The organism is Micromonospora sp. ATLC20, from assembly GCF_057196585.1.
Genome location: NZ_JBXUOV010000115.1, coordinates 1 through 18,656, shown reverse-complemented (window position 1 = coordinate 18,656; position 18,656 = coordinate 1). Strand labels below are relative to the sequence as shown.

Here is an 18,656-nt window from a genome sequence, read left to right as displayed (position 1 = left end):
CCCCGACGAAATAAACCCCCCCCCGCGCGGCGGCCGGCCCCCCGGCCCCCCGGCGGCCCCCCGGCGACGAAGGATCGACGATGGCCACCTACCTCCACCAGGCCCGGCGGGCCGGCCTGAGCCGGCTCGACACCAAGGGCTCGCCCTACCTCTACATCCTGCCGTTCTTCCTGCTGTTCGGCGCGTTCGGGCTGTTCCCGCTGCTGTACACGGCGTACGTCTCGTTCAATGACTGGGACCTGCTCGACTCCGGGTCGCACCGCTGGGTCGGCCTCGCGAACTACCGCGAGATGCTGCAGGACGCGTACTTCTGGAACGCCCTGGGCAACACACTCAGCATCTGGGTGCTGTCCACCGTGCCGCAACTGCTCGCCGCGCTCTGGATCGCCCACCTGCTCAACCACCGGCTGCGGGCCCGCACCGCGCTACGGATGGGCGTGCTGCTGCCCAACGTCACCTCGATCGTGGCGGTGACGATCGTCTTCACCCAGCTTTTCGGCCGCGACTTCGGCATGGTCAACTGGGCACTCGGCCTCGTCGGCATCGGCCCGATCGACTGGCAGGCCAACACCTGGAGCTCCCACCTGGCCATCTCGTTCATCGTCGCCTGGCGGTGGACCGGCTACAACGCCCTCATCTACCTCGCCTCGATGCAGGCGATTCCGCACCACCTGTACGAGGCCGCCGACCTCGACGGCGCGTCGCAGGCTCAGCAGTTCAGGCGGATCACCGTCCCGATGCTGCGGCCGACGATCATCTTCACCACGGTGATCTCGACGATCGGCGGCCTGCAGATCATGGCCGAACCCCTGCTGTTCGCCAGCTCCCAGACGCCCACCGGCGGCTCCGACCGGCAGTTCCAGACCGTCGCCCTGTTCATGTACGAGCAGGGGTTCCGGGAGTTCCGCTTCGGCTACGCCTCGGCGGTCGCCTGGACGCTCTGTCTGGTCATCGCCATCTTCGCGATCATCAACTTCCTGCTCACCCGGCGCATCGCCAAGGACGAGGACTGAGGAGAACGCCGTGACCACCCTCGCGGACCCCGTACAGACCGGCACCACACCCTCGCCGCCGCCACGCCGGTCCCACCGGCGCCGGAGCTTCGGGTACCCACGCAAGGGCTCGGTCTGGAGCTACGGCGCCCTCCTGGCGGTCGTGGCCGGGTCGGTCTTCCCGCTCTACTGGTCCCTCGTCGTGTCCTCGCAGACCAGCGACGCCGTCACGAAGGTGCCGCCGGCCCTGGTGCCCGGCGGGCACCTCTTCGACAACATCGCGCGCGTGTTCGACACGACCGACTTCGGCCGAGCCCTGGTGAACTCCTTCATCGTCAGCGGCTCGATCACCGTCTCCGTGGTGTTCTTCTCGACCCTGGCCGGGTTCGCCTTCGCCAAACTGCGGTTCCGAGGCCGAAAGGCGCTTCTCGTCGTGGCCATCGCGACCTCGATGGTGCCGCACCAGCTCGGCATCATCCCGCTGTACATCCTGATGGCCGACCTCGGCTGGACCGGGCGCCTCACCGCCGTGATCGTGCCCGGGCTGGTAACCGCGTTCGGCGTCTTCTTCATGACCCAGTACCTCGGCCGCGCCGTACCCGACGAACTGCTGGAGGCCGGCCGCGTCGACGGGTCCAGCACGTTCGGCCTGTACTGGCACATCGTCCTGCCGGCGGCCCGCCCCGCCGCGGCGGTGCTCGGGCTGTTCACCTTCATGCAGGCGTGGAACGACTTCTTCTGGCCGCTGGTCGTGCTGCAGGACAACGCGACCGTGCAGGTGGCGCTCTCCGCACTGGCCAGCGGCTACACCACCGACTACACCCTGACGCTGACCGGCACGTTGCTCGCCACGCTGCCGATCCTGGTCGTCTTCATGCTCCTCGGCCGGCAGCTCGTCGACGGCATCATGCAGGGGGCGGTGAAGGGATGACCACCACATCCGAAGGCGCCGCCGCGGCCGCAACCCGGCCGGACCTGCCCGAGCTGCCGGACCTGCCGGCCGGCTTCAGCTGGGGCGCCGCCACCGCGGCGTACCAGATCGAGGGGGCGGTCGACGAGGACGGCCGCGGGCCGTCGATCTGGGACACCTTCTGCCGCCGCCCCGGTGCCGTCGACGACGGCACCTCCGGCTCGGTCGCCTGTGACAGCTACCACCGCTGGCGGGAGGACGTGGACCTGCTGGCCGGCCTCGGCGTGGACGCCTACCGTTTCTCGGTCGCCTGGCCACGGGTCATGCCGGCCGGGCGGGGCGCGGTGAACCGGCGAGGCCTCGACTACTACGACCGGCTCGTCGACGCCCTCTGCGGGCACGGCATCCGGCCGTTCGTCACGCTGTACCACTGGGATCTGCCCCAGGCGCTCGAGGACGAGGGTGGCTGGCGGGTACGGGACACCGCCGAGTGGTTCGCCGAGTACGCCGCCGCGGTGGCGGGCGTCCTCGGCGACCGGGTTCAGGACTGGATCACGCTGAACGAGCCGTACTGCTCGTCGATGGTCGGCTACGCGGAGGGCCGGCACGCGCCCGGCGCCGCCGAAGGACATGGTGCCCTGGCCGCCGCCCACCACCTGCTGCTCGGGCACGGCAGTGCGGTCGCCGCAGTCCGGTCCGCCGCCGGCCCGCGGGCGCGCGTCGGCATCACGCTCAACCTCTCCCCCGCCGTGCCGGCCAGCGATACCGAGGCCGACCGGGCGGCGGCGGATCGGCAGGACCTCATGCTCAACCGGCAGTTCACGGATCCGGTGCTGGGCGGCGCGTACCCGCCCGGGTTCGAGCGGCTCTACGCCGGGGTGAGCGATCTGTCGTTCCGCCGGGACGGTGACCTGGCGGTGATCTCCACGCCGCTGGACTTCCTCGGTGTCAACTACTACTACCGGGTGCACGTCGCCGACGCCCCGTACGAGCAGCCCGACCCGGCGCTGCGCAGCGCGTTCGACATCGGGGTCCGGCAGCTACGGCCGGACGGGTTGCCCACCACCGACCTGGGCTGGCCGGTGGAGCCGCAAGGGCTGTTCGACACCCTGACCGGGCTCGCGGACCGTTACCCGGGCCTGCCTGCCGTGTACGTGACGGAGAACGGCTGCGCCGACCTGCGGGACGGACCCGAGCCGGACCCGGAACGGATCTCGTTCGTGGCCGGGCACCTGGCGGCGGCGGCCCGTGCGGCCGCCGTCGACGACCGGCTCGATCTGCGGGGGTACTTCTACTGGTCGCTCATCGACAACTTCGAGTGGGCCCGCGGGTACGGGCCCCGCTTCGGTCTGGCCCACGTCGACTACGGCACCGGATCCCGTACGCCCAAGGCCAGCTACCACTGGCTGCGTGACCGCTTGCGGGCGTGGCGGGAACGCACCTCCACCTGAAGCGCCGCCCGCGGCTCGTGGCCGGAACAAGCTCTTCGATCATGAAGGCGGGGCGTGGGCGCCGGGTTCGCCTGGCGGGGCGTCGAGGGCCAGCCTCAGCGCCGCCTCGACCGGATAGACCGGGCAGTACAGCGGAGTGTCTGTGGCCGGCGGGGCCGCGTCCTTCGCCTCGAACGCCTTGCGGGCCCGGCCGAGGTCCGCGAGCAGGTCGGCCACTGACGGTTCCGTCTTCGGCTCCGGGGGCGCCGCCTCGACGGGTGCCTCCGTCTTCGGCGCCGTGATCGAGACGCCGAGCGCCGCCGCGGCGGCGTTGAGCCCGTCCTTCGGCATCGCGGCGGCCAGCGCCGAGAGGCGGCCGACGGCCTGGTCGGCGTACGCGGCGTCGACCGGCACCGCCGGCAGCTCGAACCGGGTTCCGGTCTGAGCGCCGAACGGGGCGTCGCGGAACACCCGGTCGCGGTTCTCGGCGTCGACGAGCACGTGGCGGCCGTCGTGGAGGTCGGCGTACAGGTTGGCCGCGAGCACGTTCCCGTCGAGCAGCAGGTTCTGGTCGGGCACGGTCGCGCGGACTGCGATGCTGTCGGCGAAGGCGAGCACGTTGGCCTCGACCCGCATGACACCCCGGCCGGAGATGTCCAGCAGGCAGCCGGTCGTGGACTGCCCGGTTGACGCCCGGCCGGTGGGGTCGGCGGCGAACAGGACCGTGTTGCCGCGGATGGTCCAGGGGCCCGCGCCGGGTGCCTGGATACGGACGGCGGTGCCGCTCGTGTTGACGACCACGTTGTTCTCGAACGTCCCGTACGCCGCACTGAGCTGCACGGCGCAGTACGCCGCGTTGGCGAAGACGCAGTTGCGCACGGTGATGCCGCCGCTGCCGCCGCGCAGGTCGAGCAGCGCCGCCGACTGGGAATGGCCCGCGTCGAGGGCGCCGCTGTCGGCGTACGCGTTGTAGGTCGCCCCGTCGAACACGAACCCGTCAAGGATGAGGCCCTCCCCCGAGTCCTCGCCGGTGAGCACCGGATCGCCGAAGATGCCCTTCGCCTTGGTCTCCGGAGTGAGCACGAAGCGCACGGGGTGTCGCCAGGGGTCGCGCGCGGCGAACTCGGCGTCCCACCCGCCCAGCAGTGTCAGGTTGCGTACGGGGATGCGCCACGTGCCCGACCGCAGGCGGCCCGTGTACTCACCTGCGGCGACGAGGATGCGGTCGCCCTCGGCGGCCTTTTCGAGGGCCTGGAACGGGTCGCGGAACGGCGCCTCGCGGCTGCCGTCCCCGCCGGAGGATCCGGCCCGCACGAACCAGTCGCGGCCGGCCGGCCGGGGCGGCTCGGGGGCCGTGACGTCGAGCACGGGCGCGAGGGAGTGGAGGACGATGGTGGCGCTCTGACGCCCGCCGGGCGGCGTGAGGCGATACGTGCCGCGGAGCAGGTACGTGGACTCGACGTCGAGGCCGCGCGAATACCGTACGGCCTCCTCAGTCTGGTGATGGACGAGGCCGTAGCGCGGGGCGAGCGCCCACCACGGGCTGTTGTCGGTGCCGGGCTCGTAGACGGCGACGCCGATGTGCGTCTCCGCGAGCTCGGGGAGGATCTGGGTGTTCTGGTCGAAGCCGACCCCGGCCCGCACCTGCACCGGGGCTCCGGCGAGCGCCGGGTCGGCCTCGTAGAGCCGCGCCCAGTCGACGGCCTGGTACGCCGGACCGGCCGGGAGCTCGGTGAACGGCTCCGGCGCCGCCAGGTCGGCGGGGTGCGCGCCCGGCGCCGCGCCGACCGCGAGGGCGAGCACCTCGGCCGGGGCGAGCCGGCGCATGACGGGCCGCTGAACATCACGGTCTGATGTGGACGGCAGCTCGCCGAGGCCGGCCGATTTCCGCAGCGCGTTGAGGGCGGCGATCGGCGGGCGCTCGTACGTGACGGCGACGTCCACCGTGTACGTGTCGAGCCACGCCGCCGGGAGCCCGGTCAGCTGTGGGTCGCCGACGGTGTTGCCGGCCGCCGAGCGCAGGCCGACGTCTTCGAGCTCCGCGGCGTACTCCTCGGTGAGCTCGGCCTCCGCGCCCGACACCCGGCTGCGCACGATGTCGCGCGGTGTGGCGAAGAACAGGTTGCGGTCGATGGCGATCTGCCCGACGTCGCGCAGGCAGGCGACGGCCGCGTTGCCGCAGCCGACGAACACGTTGTCGGCGATCGCGGCAGCGCCGTTGACCCGTACGCCGACGGCCCGGTCGGCGCCGGAGCCGCGCGGCGGGTCGGAGTCGTCGTGGGCGAAGGCGAAGGTGTTGCGGCTGACCGCGGCCGGGGTCTCGGGGGCACCGTCGCGGACGGTGAGCAGGCTGAGGCCGACGCAGTTGACGACGATGTTGTTCTCGAAGGCCACGGAGTCGCCGCCGAGCTCGACGGCCCCGGAGCTGCCGTTGGCGAAGCAGCAGTCGCGGACGGTGACGCGCTCGCCGCGCAGGCTCACCAGCGGGCCGTCCCCGTAGGAGGCGCGCTGCAGGCCGCCCTGCTCGTCGTAGTCGTCGCGCCCGGCCCCGTCGAAGAACAGCCCGTCCAGGACGAGGCCGTCGTGGCCGCCGATGCCCTGGAGCATGTTCGGCTCGTTCGGGACGCGCAGGCCGGTCTTTGCCGCGAAGACCGTCGGTGTCTGCCAGGGGGTACGGCGGGCGAAGTCGGGGCTGTATCCGCCGAGCAGGGTCAGCTCGGGGGTGTCGACGACCCACGAGGAGCGCTCGCCGCGCCCGGTATAGGTGCCCGCCGCGATGTGGATGCGGTCGCCGGGCGCAGCCTGCCGCAGCGCGAGCCACGGGTCGTGGAACGGCCGGGCCCGGGTGCCGTCGCCGGCCGGGCGGCCCGCCGCGACGAAGAGGTCGGTCATGACTTCTTCACCTCGTCGTCGGCTTCCTCCGTCTTGTCCGCGAGCAGCTTGAAGCCCGCCTTGACCGCGTCTCTGACCTGTGCGAACGCGGCGAGGCCCGTCTGCTTGTAGGTCCCTCGGCCAGGTCCTTGACATATTCCTCCTCGGTCGCCAGCAGCGACTCCAGGGATTCCGAGGCCTTCTTCAGCTCCTCGTTGAACTTCGCCAGCGTGCCCGGATCATCGGTCAGCTGGGCGAAGGCGTTGGTGCTCTCCTGCACGAGCGTGGGGAAGAGCTCGTCGTAGAGCTTGCTGGACTGCTCCTTGGCCGCCTCGGCCCGCGTGTCGAGCCCTCGGTCGAGGACGTTCTCCTTCATCCAGTCCCAGTCGGTGGCCCGGTAGTCGCCGGACGCGCCGATGCCGCGCCAGTTCCCCGCCGCCTCGGCGCCGCGGGCGAAGAGCTTGTCGATCCAGTCCTCGTCGAGCTGTTCGCGGGCCGCGGTCAGCAGCTTGATGTTGTCGACCACCGTCTGCTTCGCGGCACGCTTCTGCTTGGCCGCCATGAGGTTCTCCGCGGTGAGCTTCTCGAAGTTCTTGATCGCCTCGTTGGCGGCTTCCTTGGACGACGGGTCCTTCATGATGAGGACGATCAGGCGGGCGCCCGAGGTCGGGAGGTATTTGACGAGCAGGCTCTTGACCGTGTCCTGGATGGAGCCGAAGTTCTTGAGGAGCAGCTGCTCGACGATCGCGTCGTTGCTGCGCGCGTTCTTGAGGTCCTCCTCGCACTTCTTGATGAGCGCGAGGTCGGCCTCCAGGACCTTGCTCATCAGCGTGGCGACCTCGGGGACGTCGAGCCGGGCGACCTGCGCCCAGATCTTGCGCTCCCCGGCGAGGAAGTCACGCGGGCCGACCGCGGTCCACCGTTCGTCGACGGACATCGCGTTGGCCTGGCTGTCCTCCAGCACCGACCGGATGTCCGATTCGAGGCGCTCCATCAGCGCCTCGGCCTGCTCGCAGTTGGTCTCCCACCGGTCGGTCAGGCCGTCATAGCCCGGTTGCTCCAGCTTGGAGAGCATCTCCTCGAACAGCTTCTCCCGATCGGTGTCGAAGCGTTCCAGCAGATCCAAGACCTTGTCGAGGATGTCCTCCTCGAACCCCGTGGCGCGCATCCGCTGCTCAACGAGCTCGCGGGCGTCATCGACATCTTCCACGAATTTCAGCGTAGGAGCCCTCGGTCACCCGCGGCAGTCGTGAACCCGATCCCTGCCAGATCAAGGATCCGACCTATGCCGCCGCTCGGTGAGTCGATTGTCAGTAAATGGATAGCCCAAACCCAGGCCGAACGGACCCGAGCCGAATCCGAGCTGCACGCCGGGAGCTCCGCCGCACCACGCCGGATGACCCAGGCGGAGATCACCACGCTGGTCGGGGCCCTTGGGGAACATCGTCACCGCGCTCCGCGACGCGGACCCCGCCGACAAAGCCGAGGTCTACCGCCAGCTCGGCCTGCGACTGACATACCACCCTGAAGCGCAAACGGTGCACGCTGAAACCGATCTCAGCGCACACCGTGGGCCTATGGGTCGTGTCCGAGGGGGGACTTGAACCCCCACGCCCTATACGGGCACTAGCACCTCAAGCTAGCGCGTCTGCCATTCCGCCACCCGGACCTGCACGTACCAGCCTACCCGGTCGACCAATGTGAGCTACGCACCGCATCGGTCGGCCTGGCGGGCCGCACGGGGCATTACTGTACACGGCCCAGAACGATCATGCACATCAGCTCCATCGCGGCACGTTTGCGCAGGTCAACGGCCACAACGATCGGGTGGGTAGCGCGCAACAGGCGATTCCGGGCAGCATTGCTCACGTGTCCCACCCCTCCCCGTTGATCGCCACTCAACACCAGGCCCTCGCGCTGCGCGCCGCGGGTGACCTGACAAGCGCCCGCCGCCTGCTCGCCGACGCGATCGTCGCGGCCCGCCCGGCGTACGGCGAGGACCACCAGGACGTCCTGGCCACCGGTCACCTGCTGGCCCGGCTGCACCGCGAGGCCGACGACCCGGCCGCCGCCCGCCGCGTACTCGAAGAGGCCTACGCGGCCGGCGAGCGCCGCCGCGGCGAGGCCGACCCGCTGATGCTCGCGCTCAGCTTCGACCTCGCCGGGGTGTCCGAGGAGCTGGGCAACCGGCACGAGGCCCGCCGCAACTACAGCCGCGTGGCGACCGCCGGGTCCGCCGTGCTCGGTCCGGACCACCCCGCGGTACGCGCAGCCCGCCAGTACCTCGGCGGCTCCGCCGCCGCTCCCGCAGGCTATGGCCCCTCCCCCGGCGGCTCCGCCGCCGCTGCCGGACCGCACCCCGCTCCGCCCCTGCCCGGCTACCCCACTCCGGGCCGTCCCGGGCACCCCGATCAGTCCCTGCCCCGGCATCCGAACCAGGGCCCGCCCGCAAGCCCCGGTCCGGTCCGGCCCGGCCAACCCGGTCCCGTCTCCTCCGGGTACCCCGGTCACGGAGTGTCCGAGCCCACCGTCTCGCTGCGAGCGGTCACACCCCCGCACCCGCCCGCACCGCCTCGGCCCGTCGTCCCGGGTGTACCCGCCGCGAGTCCGCCGGTACCCGATTCACAGTGGGCTCCCCGCCCGGGCCCGGCACCGCAAGCGCCCCACGCCCCGCAGCCGGCTCAGTCCGCGCCGAACCCGCGGGTCGCTCCGCCGCCCCCGGTGGCGCCTGCCCCGCGGCAGCAGCCTCCCGCAGCCGGGCCGAACGGACCCGCGAGTCGGTGGGCGCCGCCCTCGCCGCCTGTCTCGGAGGCGACGACCCGGTTCGCGCCCATCACCGAGGAGGCGACGACGCGGTTCGCGCCCATCACGGATGAGGCGACGACCCGCTTCCCGGTAGTGCCGGTCGAACCCACCGCCCCGGCGAGGGCACCGGTTGCCGGAACAGCGGCGCAGGTTCCCGGTGTCCTCCCGGTGCCTCCGGCCCAGGGCGTCATCCCGGTTCCCCCGGCTCAGCGTGTCCCCCAAGCGTCGCCCGCGACGTACGGCCGACCGGCCGCCGCTCCCGGTGTGACCCCGGTGCCGCCCCTCACCCCCGGCACGCCTTCGCACCCGGCCACCGCCGGTACGTCGACGTCCGGCCCGACACCGGGAACACCCGCGACGGCTTCCGGAGCGCCGACCACAGCACCGACGGTCGGAACGCCGACGAGGATTCCGGCGGTCGGAACGTCGGTGCCCGGACAGCCGACAGCGCCTTCCGTTCCCGGCCCGACGTCCTCGCCTACCGGCAAGCACATCGCGCCCGTGTCGGCGCCGGCGCCGAGCGCCACTCCTACGCCTGCAGTGCCGCCGACGCCTGGCGCCGCCGGTACGCCGCTGTCGCGCCCGCAGCCGGGCACGGCCGGTACGCCGCAACCGCAGTCACAGGTGCCCGGAACTACCGGCATGCCCCCGCTGCCGCCGCCGCGGATGCCGGGAACCGCCGGCACGTCTCCACTTTCACCCCCGCCGGTCATTCCGCCGCCCGCCCCGACGGTCACCGAGGCGCCGCCCGCCGCGATCACCCCGCCACCGTCACGGACGCCTTCGGCGGGACTCCTGCCGCCGCCTCCGACCGTCCTGCCGCCCGCGCCGCGCGTGCCGGCTCCGGCAGTCAGCGACCTACCTCCACCACCAGTCGTTCCGGTTGTCCCGCCGGTGTCGTCCCCGTCCGCTCCGCCACCGCTCACCCCTCCGGCCTCGGCGGCGCCACCGGCGCCCGCCTCCCAGCCGGTGGCCGAATCGGCGCCGGCTGCTGCCACCGCACCGACGCCGCCCTCCGCACCTGTTTCGCCCCGACCGGCGCCCGGGCCCCGGGCGACTCCGACGGCCGAGGCAACCGCTCCCCCACAGCCTGCCGCGGAGCTGACGGCCGGCACCGGCACGAACGCTTCCGGCCGGGGTACGACACCTCCTGTTCCCGGTGGACCGGGCTGGGACAAGCCGACGATCCAGGTGCAGCAGATCGGTCCGCTGCTGGAAGAGGAGGCGGCGCGCAACGCCGCGGCGGCGGCTCCCGGAGCCCCGGCCAGGCCCGCGGCGACCGGCGCCGCCAGCGAGACCCCAGCCGGTGCACGACCGGTCAGCAGCCCTCCGGTCAGCGGACGGTCCGAGGACTCACCGCCGATCAGCGCATCGCCCGCCGGCCCGGCCCAGGCCGCCTCGTCCGGGGCGCCTGTGGTGAGTGCGCCGCTGATGAGCCCGCCGGCTACGGGTGACGGTGACGCTGCCGCGAGCGTGATGCAGCTGAGCGCGCCATCGTCGGGTGCGCCGAGCACCCTGGGCGCGCCCACCGCCGGTGCCCCGGCAACAGACGCGCCACCGCCGCCCGCCGCGTCCCAGGTCAGCGCACCGCCCGCCAGCACTGCGCCGGTCAGCGCGCCGCCCGTCGGGTCACCCTCGACGTCGCCGGTCAGCGCGCCGCCCGCACACCCGGTCAGCGGACCGGCCGGCTTCCCGGTAAGCGGGGTTCCGGTAAGCGGTTACCCGCCACCAGTAAGCGGCCCGTCCGCCGCGCCGGTCAGCGCCGCACCGGCCGTGGGCTACCCGCCACCGGCCAGCGGACCCGCACCCGCCTATCCGCCGCCGATCAGCGGGCCATCCGCGCCCGGCTACCCGTCGCTGGCCGGCGCACCACCCGCGCCACCCGTCAGCGGCCCTCCGGGCCCGCCGGTCAGCGCGCCACCCGGGCCCGGCTATCCGCCGCCGGTCAGCGGACCACCCGCGGCACCGGTCAGCGCCGCGCCCGTGAGCGGTTCCTCCGTACCGCCGTGGGGCATGGTCGCGCCGCCGTGGAGCAGCGCCGCCCCGTCCCAGCCGGTCGACCGGCCCACCGATCCCGAACCGGGAGTGGACGAGCCGGCACCCGCCGACGCGGCAGGCGAACCGGACGCGGAGGCGCCGGAGCCGAACCGGCAGATGACGATCTACGAGGACCTGCTGGACTTCCCCGAGTCCACGCGACCGGAGCCGCCGGCCCAGCCGGAGCAGAGCGCCTGGCCGGCGACCCCGCCGATGTTCCACCAGCCGCCGCCGGTCCAGCCGCAGGACGCGTACCCGATGGAGCCGGAGCGGCCGGGTCGCAACCGGACGGTGCTGGCCCTTGTGGTCGGGGGTGCGGTGCTCGCGGTGGTCACGGCGGTCGGTGTCGGCGCGGTGTTGCTGAACCGGGAGGCGGCGCCTCCGCCTGCCCCGGTGCCCGCTTCCGGCGCCGCGTCGCCGAAGGTGGCCGGGCCGCCGCCGGGGGACCTGAAGCTGCGCGACGACACCACCACAGTCACGGTGACCTGGACCGATCCGACGAACGGCGGGGTGCCGTTCGTGGTGGCGGGTGGCCGGGCCGGGCAGAAGCTCGGGGTGATGGCGACCGTGGATGCCGGGCAGACCCGCTACACGGTGAACGGGCTGAGCGCGAAGCTGGACTACTGCTTCACGGTGCTGGCTGTCTACTCGACCGATTCGTACGCCACGTCGGGTCAGGTCTGCACGGACCGGGAGGGCGGCGGCACGCCGAACTGAGTGTCCACGGACGACACGCTCGGTGTCCACAGGAGGACGGTGCGGGTTTCACCGGCTTCGGGCGGCACCTATGATGGCTCCCGGCTCTGGGGAGGGTCGGCCGTGCTCGGCGTCTCTCCCCCACCGACACGGGGAGGCAGCCGGCAGTGACCACCATCGAGGACGTCACGGGCACCGGGCCGGAGCAGGCTCGTCCACGGTCGCGGATGCGCGGCGGGCTGGTCACCATCGGCACGGTGGCCGCGCTGCTGGCCGCGATGGGCCTGACGGTGCTCGGGCTGGGCGCGGCCGACAACGCGGTGGCGAGCTTCGACGCGTCCTCCTGGTTGTGGAGCACCACCCGCAGCGAGCTGGCCCGGGTCAACGGCGTCACCGCGCGGGTGGACACCCGGATGGAGGTGCCGGGTGGGCGGCGGCACCAGATGCAGGTGGCGCAGACCGACCGGCTGCTGATCCTGCGTGACCTCAACACCGGGCAGGTCAGCTCGCTGGACCTGGCGACGTTGCAGATCACCGCGACGACGCCGACCGCGCCGGGGTTCGGGGTGAGCGTGGCGCTGCACGAGGACGCGGCGTTCGTGGTGGACGCGGTGCAGGGCATCGTCCGGCAGCTGGACCCGCGGGCGCTGACGCCGGTGGGCGAGCCGGTGCGCTACCCGCCGGGCATCACCGGTGGCACGTTCGACGGCGCCGGCAAGCTGTGGGTCGCGGTGCCGAGCGAGGGCACCGTCTCGGCGGTGACCGCCGCCGAGCTGCCGGAGACGCCGGGTGACGCGCCGTCCGCGGGGCTGAGCCCGAAGCGGGTCGAGACGTACGACGTGGCCGAGCCGGCGCACGAGCTGGTGGTGTCCACGCTGGACGAGGGTGTCGCGGTGCTGGACCGGACCTCGGCGTCGCTGGTGACTGTGGTCGGCGGGCAGACGCAGCGGGCGGAGCTGAGCATGAGCGCGCCGGGGAACCTGCCGACGCGGACCAGCGGGCCGCAGGTGCCGGTCACGGTCCCCGGTGACAGGTCGGTGCACGTGGTGCGGGACAGCCGCGAGGTGAAGCGGTTCACGGTGCCCGGCGCCGGTGTCCGGTTGAGCCCGGCGGTGGCGTGGGCGGGCCGGTTCTACTGCGCCGACGAGACCACCGGCACGGTGTACGCCTTCGACGCCGAGGGTCAGCTCGTGCAGACCGTCAAGGGTTCCGGCCGGCCCGGCCCGGTCGAGCTGGAGGTGCGCGAGAACCACCTGTTCATCAACCCGCCGGACTCGTCCACCGCGCAGGTGGTCGACGACCGCAACCAGGTGCGTGAGGTCGACAAGTACGCCAACGACGTGCTGGGCGGCGACCCGCCGCCGGTGGCCCCGCCGCCGCCCCCGCCGAAGAAGCCGAAGGTGTCCAAGCCGGGTGCGCCGAAGTCGGTCACGGCCGCCGCGGGTGACGCGTCGGCGCGGGTGAGCTGGCAGGCCGCCGCGTCCAACGGCGCCGAGATCACCCGGTACGTGGTGGAGGGCGCCGGTCAGACCCATCAGGTCGGCGCGAACCAGCGTGCCCTGGAGATCACCGGTCTGACCAACGGTGAGACGTACACGTTCTCGGTGCACGCGGTGAACGCCAAGGGTGAGGGGCCGGCGCGGCGCAGCAACCCGGTGGTGCCGACCGCCGAGGTGCCGGACCCGCCGGCGTCGGTGACCGCCGAGGCGCGGCCGGACGGCACGGTGCGGGTGAGCTGGCCCGAGGCCGACGGCCAGGGCAACACGATCGCGAGGTACGCGGTGACGGCGACCTCGGCGGGTGCGAGCGCCCCGGCCGGTGAGTCGGCGAAGACGGAGCTGGTGGTGCCGGCCGGGCAGCTGGAGTACGGCACCCAGTACGCGTTCACGGTGACCGCGGTGAGCGAGAAGGGCGCCGGGTCGAAGGCGTCGCCGGTGAGCAACACGGTGGTGCCGTTCACCGTGCCGAAGGCGCCGACCGAGCTGCGCGCGTCCACAGTCGCCGACCAGCCGGGCACGATCGCGGTGCAGTGGTCCCCGGCGGTGGACAACGGCCGTCCGGTGACGAAGTACGTGGTGGAGGCGGCCGGAAAGTCGGTCGAGGTGACCGACGTGCAGGCCACCGTGGGCGGCCTGGGCAACGGGCAGAACGTGACGGTGAAGGTCAAGGCCGTGAACGAGGCCGGGCCGGGACCGGAGGCGAGCACCACCGCGCGAACGGTGGCCGAGCCCCGGATCACGGTGACCGGCTCGTCGGCGGACGCCACGTCGGTGACCGTCACGTTCACTGTGGACGCGGGCGGTGGGCGCGCCTCCTGCACGGCGGCGACCGGCGGGAAGACGGCGAGCGGCAGCTGTTCCAGCCTGCGGGTGACCGGGCTGACGCCGGGTACCGCGTACACGGTGACGCTGACCGCGAGCAACGCCGCCGGTAAGGGGACCGCTTCGCGCGCGCAGACCACCGACCCGGTGTACGGCGTCGCCACCTGCAAGAACGGCCCCGACGGCGACCAGCGGACGTACTGCGACCGGGAGATCCCCGGCGAGCGCAACGGCAACGAGATCTTCGAGGTGCCGCGGCAGGACAACGACCGGCAGGCGGGCTGGGTGCCGGACGGCCACCGGCTGCGCACGTACTGCAAGGTGAAGGGCGAGGACGTCAACGCCTGGATCTACAACAACAACAAGCAGAGCACCTGGTGGGTCCAGGTGGACTACAAGGGCAAGACGTACATCCCGTGGGCCTGGCTCAACCTGGAGGGCGGCGACGACCTCGGCGTCCTGCCTGGCTGCTGACCGCACCGTCCGAGAGGCGCATCCGTGAACACGCACGAACCGCTGAGCCAGCCGGAGGTGCAGGGCTTCGCCGCCCTGGCCGCCCGGCTGGCCGACAACGTCAACGCGGTCGTGCTGGGTAAGCCGCAGGTGGTGCGGCTGGCGTTGACCGCCTTGTTCGCGCAGGGGCACGTGCTGCTGGAGGACGTGCCGGGCGTCGGCAAGACCACGCTGGCGCGGGCGATCGCGGCGACGGTGAAGGGGCAGTGGCGGCGCATCCAGTTCACGCCGGACCTGCTCCCCTCCGACGTGTCGGGGGTGACCATCTTCAACCAGGCCAGCCGGGGCTTCGAGTTCCACCCGGGGCCGGTGTTCGCCAACATCGTGATCGCCGACGAGATCAACCGGGCGTCGCCGAAGACGCAGTCGGCGCTGTTGGAGGTGATGGAGGAGCGGACGGTCACGGTGGACGGCGTACGGCATCCGGTGCCGCAGCCGTTCCTGGTGGTGGCCACGCAGAACCCGGTGGAGATGGACGGCACGTACCGGCTGCCCGAGGCCCAGCTCGACCGGTTCCTGGTGAAGCTGTCGGTCGGCTACCCGGACGAGGCGGTCGAGGTGGAGGTGCTGCGCGGCGCGACGGTCCGCTCCCCCGACTCGCTGACCGCGGTCACCGACACCGCCACCGTGGGCGAGATGGTGAAGATGGCCCGGCGGGTGCACATCGCCGAGCCGCTCTACGCGTACGCGGTGCGGCTCGCCGCGGCGACGCGTACCCACCCGCAGGTGCGGGTCGGGGTGAGCCCGCGCGGGGTCATCGCGCTGACCCGGGCGGCGTGCGCGTACGCGCTGATCGACGGCCGGGGCTGGATCATGCCGGAGGACCTGAAGGCGCTCGTCGAGCCGGTCTTCGCGCACCGGCTGCTGCTCACCCCTGATGCGCAGGTGCGCGGTGTCACGCCGGCCGAGGTGCTGCGTCAGGCGGTCGCGTCGGTGCCGGTGCCGCTGCCGTCGGGCCAGGCCACAGCGGTGCACGGCTGAGCGTGGGGATCACCGCCCGTGGCATCGGGCTGCTCGTCGCCGCCCTGGTGCTGCTCGGCGTGGGGTTCCGCTACGCGTACCCGGAACTGACGGTGCTCGGCGCGGCGGCCGCGGTGGCGGTCGGCTACGCCGTGGTGAACGCGGCCTGGCGGCCCCGGCTGAGCGTTCAGCGGCGGGCCGACCCGGACCGGGTGGCCCGGGGTGAGCCGGCGGCGATGGAGCTGACGGTGCGCAACACCGGCCGGCTGCGGGCGGCGAACCTGGTGGCCGAGGACCGCTGCGCCGGCGCGCTCGTGCCGGTGCCGCTGCTGCGGTTGCGCCCGGGCCGGGACACTGTGGTGCGCTACGACGTGCCGACGCACCGGCGTGGGGTGGTGCCGGTGGGGCCGCTGCGGGTGGTGCGCCGGGATCCGCTGGGGCTGGTGGCGCTGGCGCGCGGCTACGGCGGCACGGTGCCGGTGTGGGTGCATCCGCGCATTCACCCGCTCTCCGCGGTGCCCACGGGGGCCGGGCGCAGCCTGGACGGGCGCACCGACAGCGTGCCGCACGGGTCGATCACGTTCGACTCGTTGCGGGAGTACGTGGTGGGCGACGAGTTGCGCCGCGTGCACTGGCGCACCAGCGCCCGGGTGGGTGAGCTGATGGTGCGGGAGAACGTGGACACCAGCCTGCCGCGCCTGGTGGTGGTGCTGGACAACCGGGCGTCCGCGCATCCGGGCCGCGCGGGTGGTGTCGCGGAGTCGTTCGAGTCGGCGTGCGAGGCGGCCGCGTCGGTGGTGGCCGCCGCGGTGCGGGAGGACCTGCCGGTGCAGCTGCTGCTCGTCGTACCGGCCGAGGTGGAGCCCGCGGGCGCGGCCGGGCCGCTGGACCGGCTCGCCGCCGTGGAGCTGGCGGACGCCGGACCGGACGTGCTGCCCGCCGCGACCGGGCGGCTGCGCCGGGACCGGCTCGGCGACACGCTGGTGTTCCTGACCGGGCCGGGTGGCCGCGGCGACCTGGGGCACGTCGGCGCGTTGCGCGGCGCGTACCCGTCGGTGGTGGTCGGGATGTTCGGCGCGGACGGGCCGACCGCGGCCGGCGCGGCGGGCCTCACGGTCCTGGACGCCGCGGACGGCGCGGCGTTCGCCGCCGAGTGGGACGGGGTCCGCCGGTGGTGACGCCGCCGCGGACGCAGGCGGCTGAGCGGGCGGTCCGGGCGTTGCGGGCCGTGCCGGTGCCGGCCGCGCTGATCGTGCTTGTCGCGCTCGCCGGCGTGGTGCTGGGCCGGGTGTACGCGGACCCGCTGCTCACCCGGCTCATGGCCGGCGCGGCGGCCGGGTCGGTGCTGGTCAGCGTGGCCGCGAGGCGGCTGCCGTCCTGGCTGGTCGCGCCGCTGTCGGTGGCCGCGCTGACCGGGTGGACGCTGCTGTCGCTGCGGCTGGCCGCCGCGCACGCGGCGCTGCCCGGCGGGCTCGGCGAGGTGGCCGCCGACGCGGCCCGCAACGCGATCCCCCGGCTGCTCACCGCGATGATCCCGGTCGAGCCGGCCCCGGACACGGTGCTGGTCCCGGTGGTCGCGGCGTGGCTGGCCGGGCTGACCGCCGCCGAGGTGGCGCTGCGCGCCGGGCGGCTGCTGCTGGGCTACCTGCCGCCGGCGCTGCTGTACGTCGGCGCGCTCTACGTGGTCGGGCCGAACGCGGATCCGGCGATCGGCCCGACGGTGCTGTTCGCCGCGGTCGCGGCGGCCGGCCTGGCGACGCCCGGGCGCCGCGACGGCCCGGCACCCGATCCGGTCGCCGGCCTCACTCCTGCGGTACGCGCGGCGGTACGGCTGCGGCTGGTGTCGGCGAGCGCGGCCGGGCTCGCCGTGGTCGTGGCGCTGGCGGCGCTGCTCGCCCCGGTGGTGGCCGCCCAGGTCGACGAGCGGCCGGTCGACCCGCGCCGCTACGTGGAGCCGCCCCGGGTGGAGTCGCTGGACGAGAACCCACTGATCCGGATCTCCGGGTGGGCGCTGAACCCGGACCAGCGGCTGCTCGACGTGCGCACCACAGGGGGCGCGGCCGGGGACGGGTCGCCGCGGATCCGGCTGGCGGTGGTCAGCGACTACGACGGGGTGACCTGGCGGGTCGGTGCCACGTACCGCAACGCGGGGCGGATCCTGCCCGCCGCGGAGCCGGCCCCGGACGCGGCCACCGAGGAGGTGCGTCAGGAGATCACCGTCGGCGACCTGACCGGGCGGCTGCTGCCGGCGGTGCCCACGCCGCGCGAGGTGACCGGAGCACGGGTGGCGTACGACCCGGCGACCGGGACGCTGATCCGCCCGGAAGGGCTCGCGCCGGGGCTGCGGTACGAGGTGTCGTCGGTGCGGGAGCGCCCGGACGCGAACCTGCTGCCCACGGCGAACGTGCCCGCCGGGGACGAGGTGGCCCGGGTGCTGCGGGTGGCCGACGGGGCGCCGGAGCCGATGCGCCGGCTCGCCACCCAGCTCGCCGAGTCGAACGGCGCCCCGTACGCGCGCGCCGACGCGATCGCCACGTTCCTCGCCGAGCACTACCGGGTGACAGCCGACGCGCCCAGCGGGCACGCGTACCCGAACCTGGCGTTCTTCCTGTTCGGACCGCGCAACGGCGGCGGGCAGCGGGGCACCTCGGAGCAGTTCGCCGCCGCGTTCGCGGTGCTCGGGCGCCTCGCCGGCCTGCCGACCCGGGTGGTGGTCGGGTTCGAGCCGAAGGGCGACGGTCCGGTGCGGGCCGCCGACGCGTACGCCTGGCCGGAGGTGCTGTTCGACGGCGTCGGCTGGGTGCCGTTCGACCCGATGCCACGTCCTGATGAGGAGCCCCGCCCGGTGGAGGAGGACTTCCGGCCGCAGCCGGAGGACCCGCCGCCGTCGGAGGTGCCGGCGCCCACCGAGGAGCCGAGCGCCACTCCCCCGGCCGCCGCACCAGCACCCGGCCGGGCCGAGGGCGGGCTCGGGACGCCGGTGCTGGTCGGTGGCGGTGTCGGCGGGCTGGCGTTGCTGGTCGGTGCGGTGCTGGCGGCGAAGCGGTGCAGCTCGGCCGGGGGCACACCGAAGTGGGCCGGGCTGCCGCCGACCTCGTTGAGGGCGACGAACCGGCTCCAC

The 18,656-nt window shown here is 73.6% G+C and carries 11 protein-coding genes, 1 tRNA gene and 1 pseudogene; 9 read left to right on the top strand and 4 right to left on the bottom strand.

Annotated features, from left to right (window positions below; genetic code table 11):
- Positions 1-80 precede the first annotated feature (80 nt).
- Genes AC2CHG_RS21560 through AC2CHG_RS21550 form a run of 3 tightly spaced genes read left to right on the top strand, consistent with a single transcriptional unit; the run spans position 81 to position 3,353 of the window.
- Complete coding sequence (locus AC2CHG_RS21560; RefSeq protein ID WP_030500465.1) at positions 81-1,013, top strand: carbohydrate ABC transporter permease; 933 nt, start codon at positions 81-83, stop codon at positions 1,011-1,013.
- Positions 1,014-1,023: 10 nt separating this feature from the next.
- Positions 1,024-1,923: a carbohydrate ABC transporter permease gene (locus AC2CHG_RS21555; RefSeq protein WP_484525433.1), complete on the top strand. Its 900-nt coding sequence runs from the start codon at positions 1,024-1,026 to the stop codon at positions 1,921-1,923.
- Positions 1,920-3,353, top strand: coding sequence for a GH1 family beta-glucosidase (locus AC2CHG_RS21550; RefSeq protein WP_484525432.1), 1,434 nt, complete (start codon positions 1,920-1,922; stop codon positions 3,351-3,353). Before AC2CHG_RS21555 ends, AC2CHG_RS21550 begins: the two co-directional genes overlap by 4 nt.
- 39 nt (positions 3,354-3,392) lie before the next feature.
- Here the strand turns inward: AC2CHG_RS21550 and AC2CHG_RS21545 are convergent, their stop codons facing one another.
- From AC2CHG_RS21545 to AC2CHG_RS21535, 3 genes are all read right to left on the bottom strand, one after another.
- The gene (locus tag AC2CHG_RS21545) at positions 3,393-6,224 is read right to left on the bottom strand and encodes a hypothetical protein (RefSeq protein ID WP_484525431.1); all 2,832 of its coding nucleotides are present in this window, start codon (positions 6,222-6,224) and stop codon (positions 3,393-3,395) included.
- Positions 6,225-6,231: 7 nt separating this feature from the next.
- The gene (locus AC2CHG_RS21540) at positions 6,232-7,413 is read right to left on the bottom strand and encodes a hypothetical protein (RefSeq protein WP_484525430.1); all 1,182 of its coding nucleotides are present in this window, start codon (positions 7,411-7,413) and stop codon (positions 6,232-6,234) included.
- A gap of 375 nt (positions 7,414-7,788) precedes the next feature.
- Positions 7,789-7,872: transfer RNA gene (locus AC2CHG_RS21535), tRNA-Leu, on the bottom strand.
- Between the two features lie 200 nt (positions 7,873-8,072).
- Between AC2CHG_RS21535 and AC2CHG_RS21530 the strand changes: the two are divergent.
- Positions 8,073-8,666: pseudogene (locus AC2CHG_RS21530) on the top strand (tetratricopeptide repeat protein); the annotation flags it as partial.
- 548 nt (positions 8,667-9,214) lie between these two features.
- Here AC2CHG_RS21530 and AC2CHG_RS21525 read toward each other — a convergent pair.
- The gene (locus tag AC2CHG_RS21525; protein ID WP_484525429.1) at positions 9,215-10,609 is read right to left on the bottom strand and encodes a hypothetical protein; all 1,395 of its coding nucleotides are present in this window, start codon (positions 10,607-10,609) and stop codon (positions 9,215-9,217) included.
- Between the two features lie 382 nt (positions 10,610-10,991).
- On the opposite strand from AC2CHG_RS21525, the gene AC2CHG_RS21520 reads away from it, so the two are divergent.
- From AC2CHG_RS21520 to AC2CHG_RS21500, 5 genes are all read left to right on the top strand, one after another.
- Positions 10,992-11,762, top strand: a complete 771-nt coding sequence (locus tag AC2CHG_RS21520; RefSeq protein WP_484525435.1) for a hypothetical protein — start codon at positions 10,992-10,994, stop codon at positions 11,760-11,762.
- 206 nt (positions 11,763-11,968) lie between these two features.
- Entirely contained in the window at positions 11,969-14,536 is a 2,568-nt protein-coding gene (locus tag AC2CHG_RS21515) for a fibronectin type III domain-containing protein (protein ID WP_484525434.1), read from the top strand.
- Positions 14,537-14,560: 24 nt separating this feature from the next.
- A complete protein-coding gene (locus AC2CHG_RS21510; protein ID WP_018787909.1) occupies positions 14,561-15,556 on the top strand; it encodes an AAA family ATPase in 996 nt (331 codons plus the stop codon).
- Positions 15,557-15,558: 2 nt separating this feature from the next.
- Positions 15,559-16,713 carry a DUF58 domain-containing protein gene (locus AC2CHG_RS21505; protein WP_262016228.1) on the top strand — a complete coding sequence of 385 codons (1,155 nt, stop codon included), beginning with the start codon at positions 15,559-15,561 and terminating at the stop codon, positions 16,711-16,713.
- On the top strand, positions 16,707-18,656 hold a 1,950-nt coding region (locus AC2CHG_RS21500; protein WP_484525428.1), incomplete at its 3' end, for a transglutaminase TgpA family protein. The genes AC2CHG_RS21505 and AC2CHG_RS21500, both read left to right, overlap by 7 nt.

Coding starts and splice junctions, on each gene's coding strand:
- AC2CHG_RS21560 (WP_030500465.1), top strand. CDS start 81: ATGGCCACCTACCTCCACCAGGCCCGGCGGGCCGGCCTGAGCCGGCTC.
- AC2CHG_RS21550 (WP_484525432.1), top strand. CDS start 1,920: ATGACCACCACATCCGAAGGCGCCGCCGCGGCCGCAACCCGGCCGGAC.
- AC2CHG_RS21545 (WP_484525431.1), bottom strand. CDS start 6,224: ATGACCGACCTCTTCGTCGCGGCGGGCCGCCCGGCCGGCGACGGCACC.
- AC2CHG_RS21515 (WP_484525434.1), top strand. CDS start 11,969: ATGCGCGGCGGGCTGGTCACCATCGGCACGGTGGCCGCGCTGCTGGCC.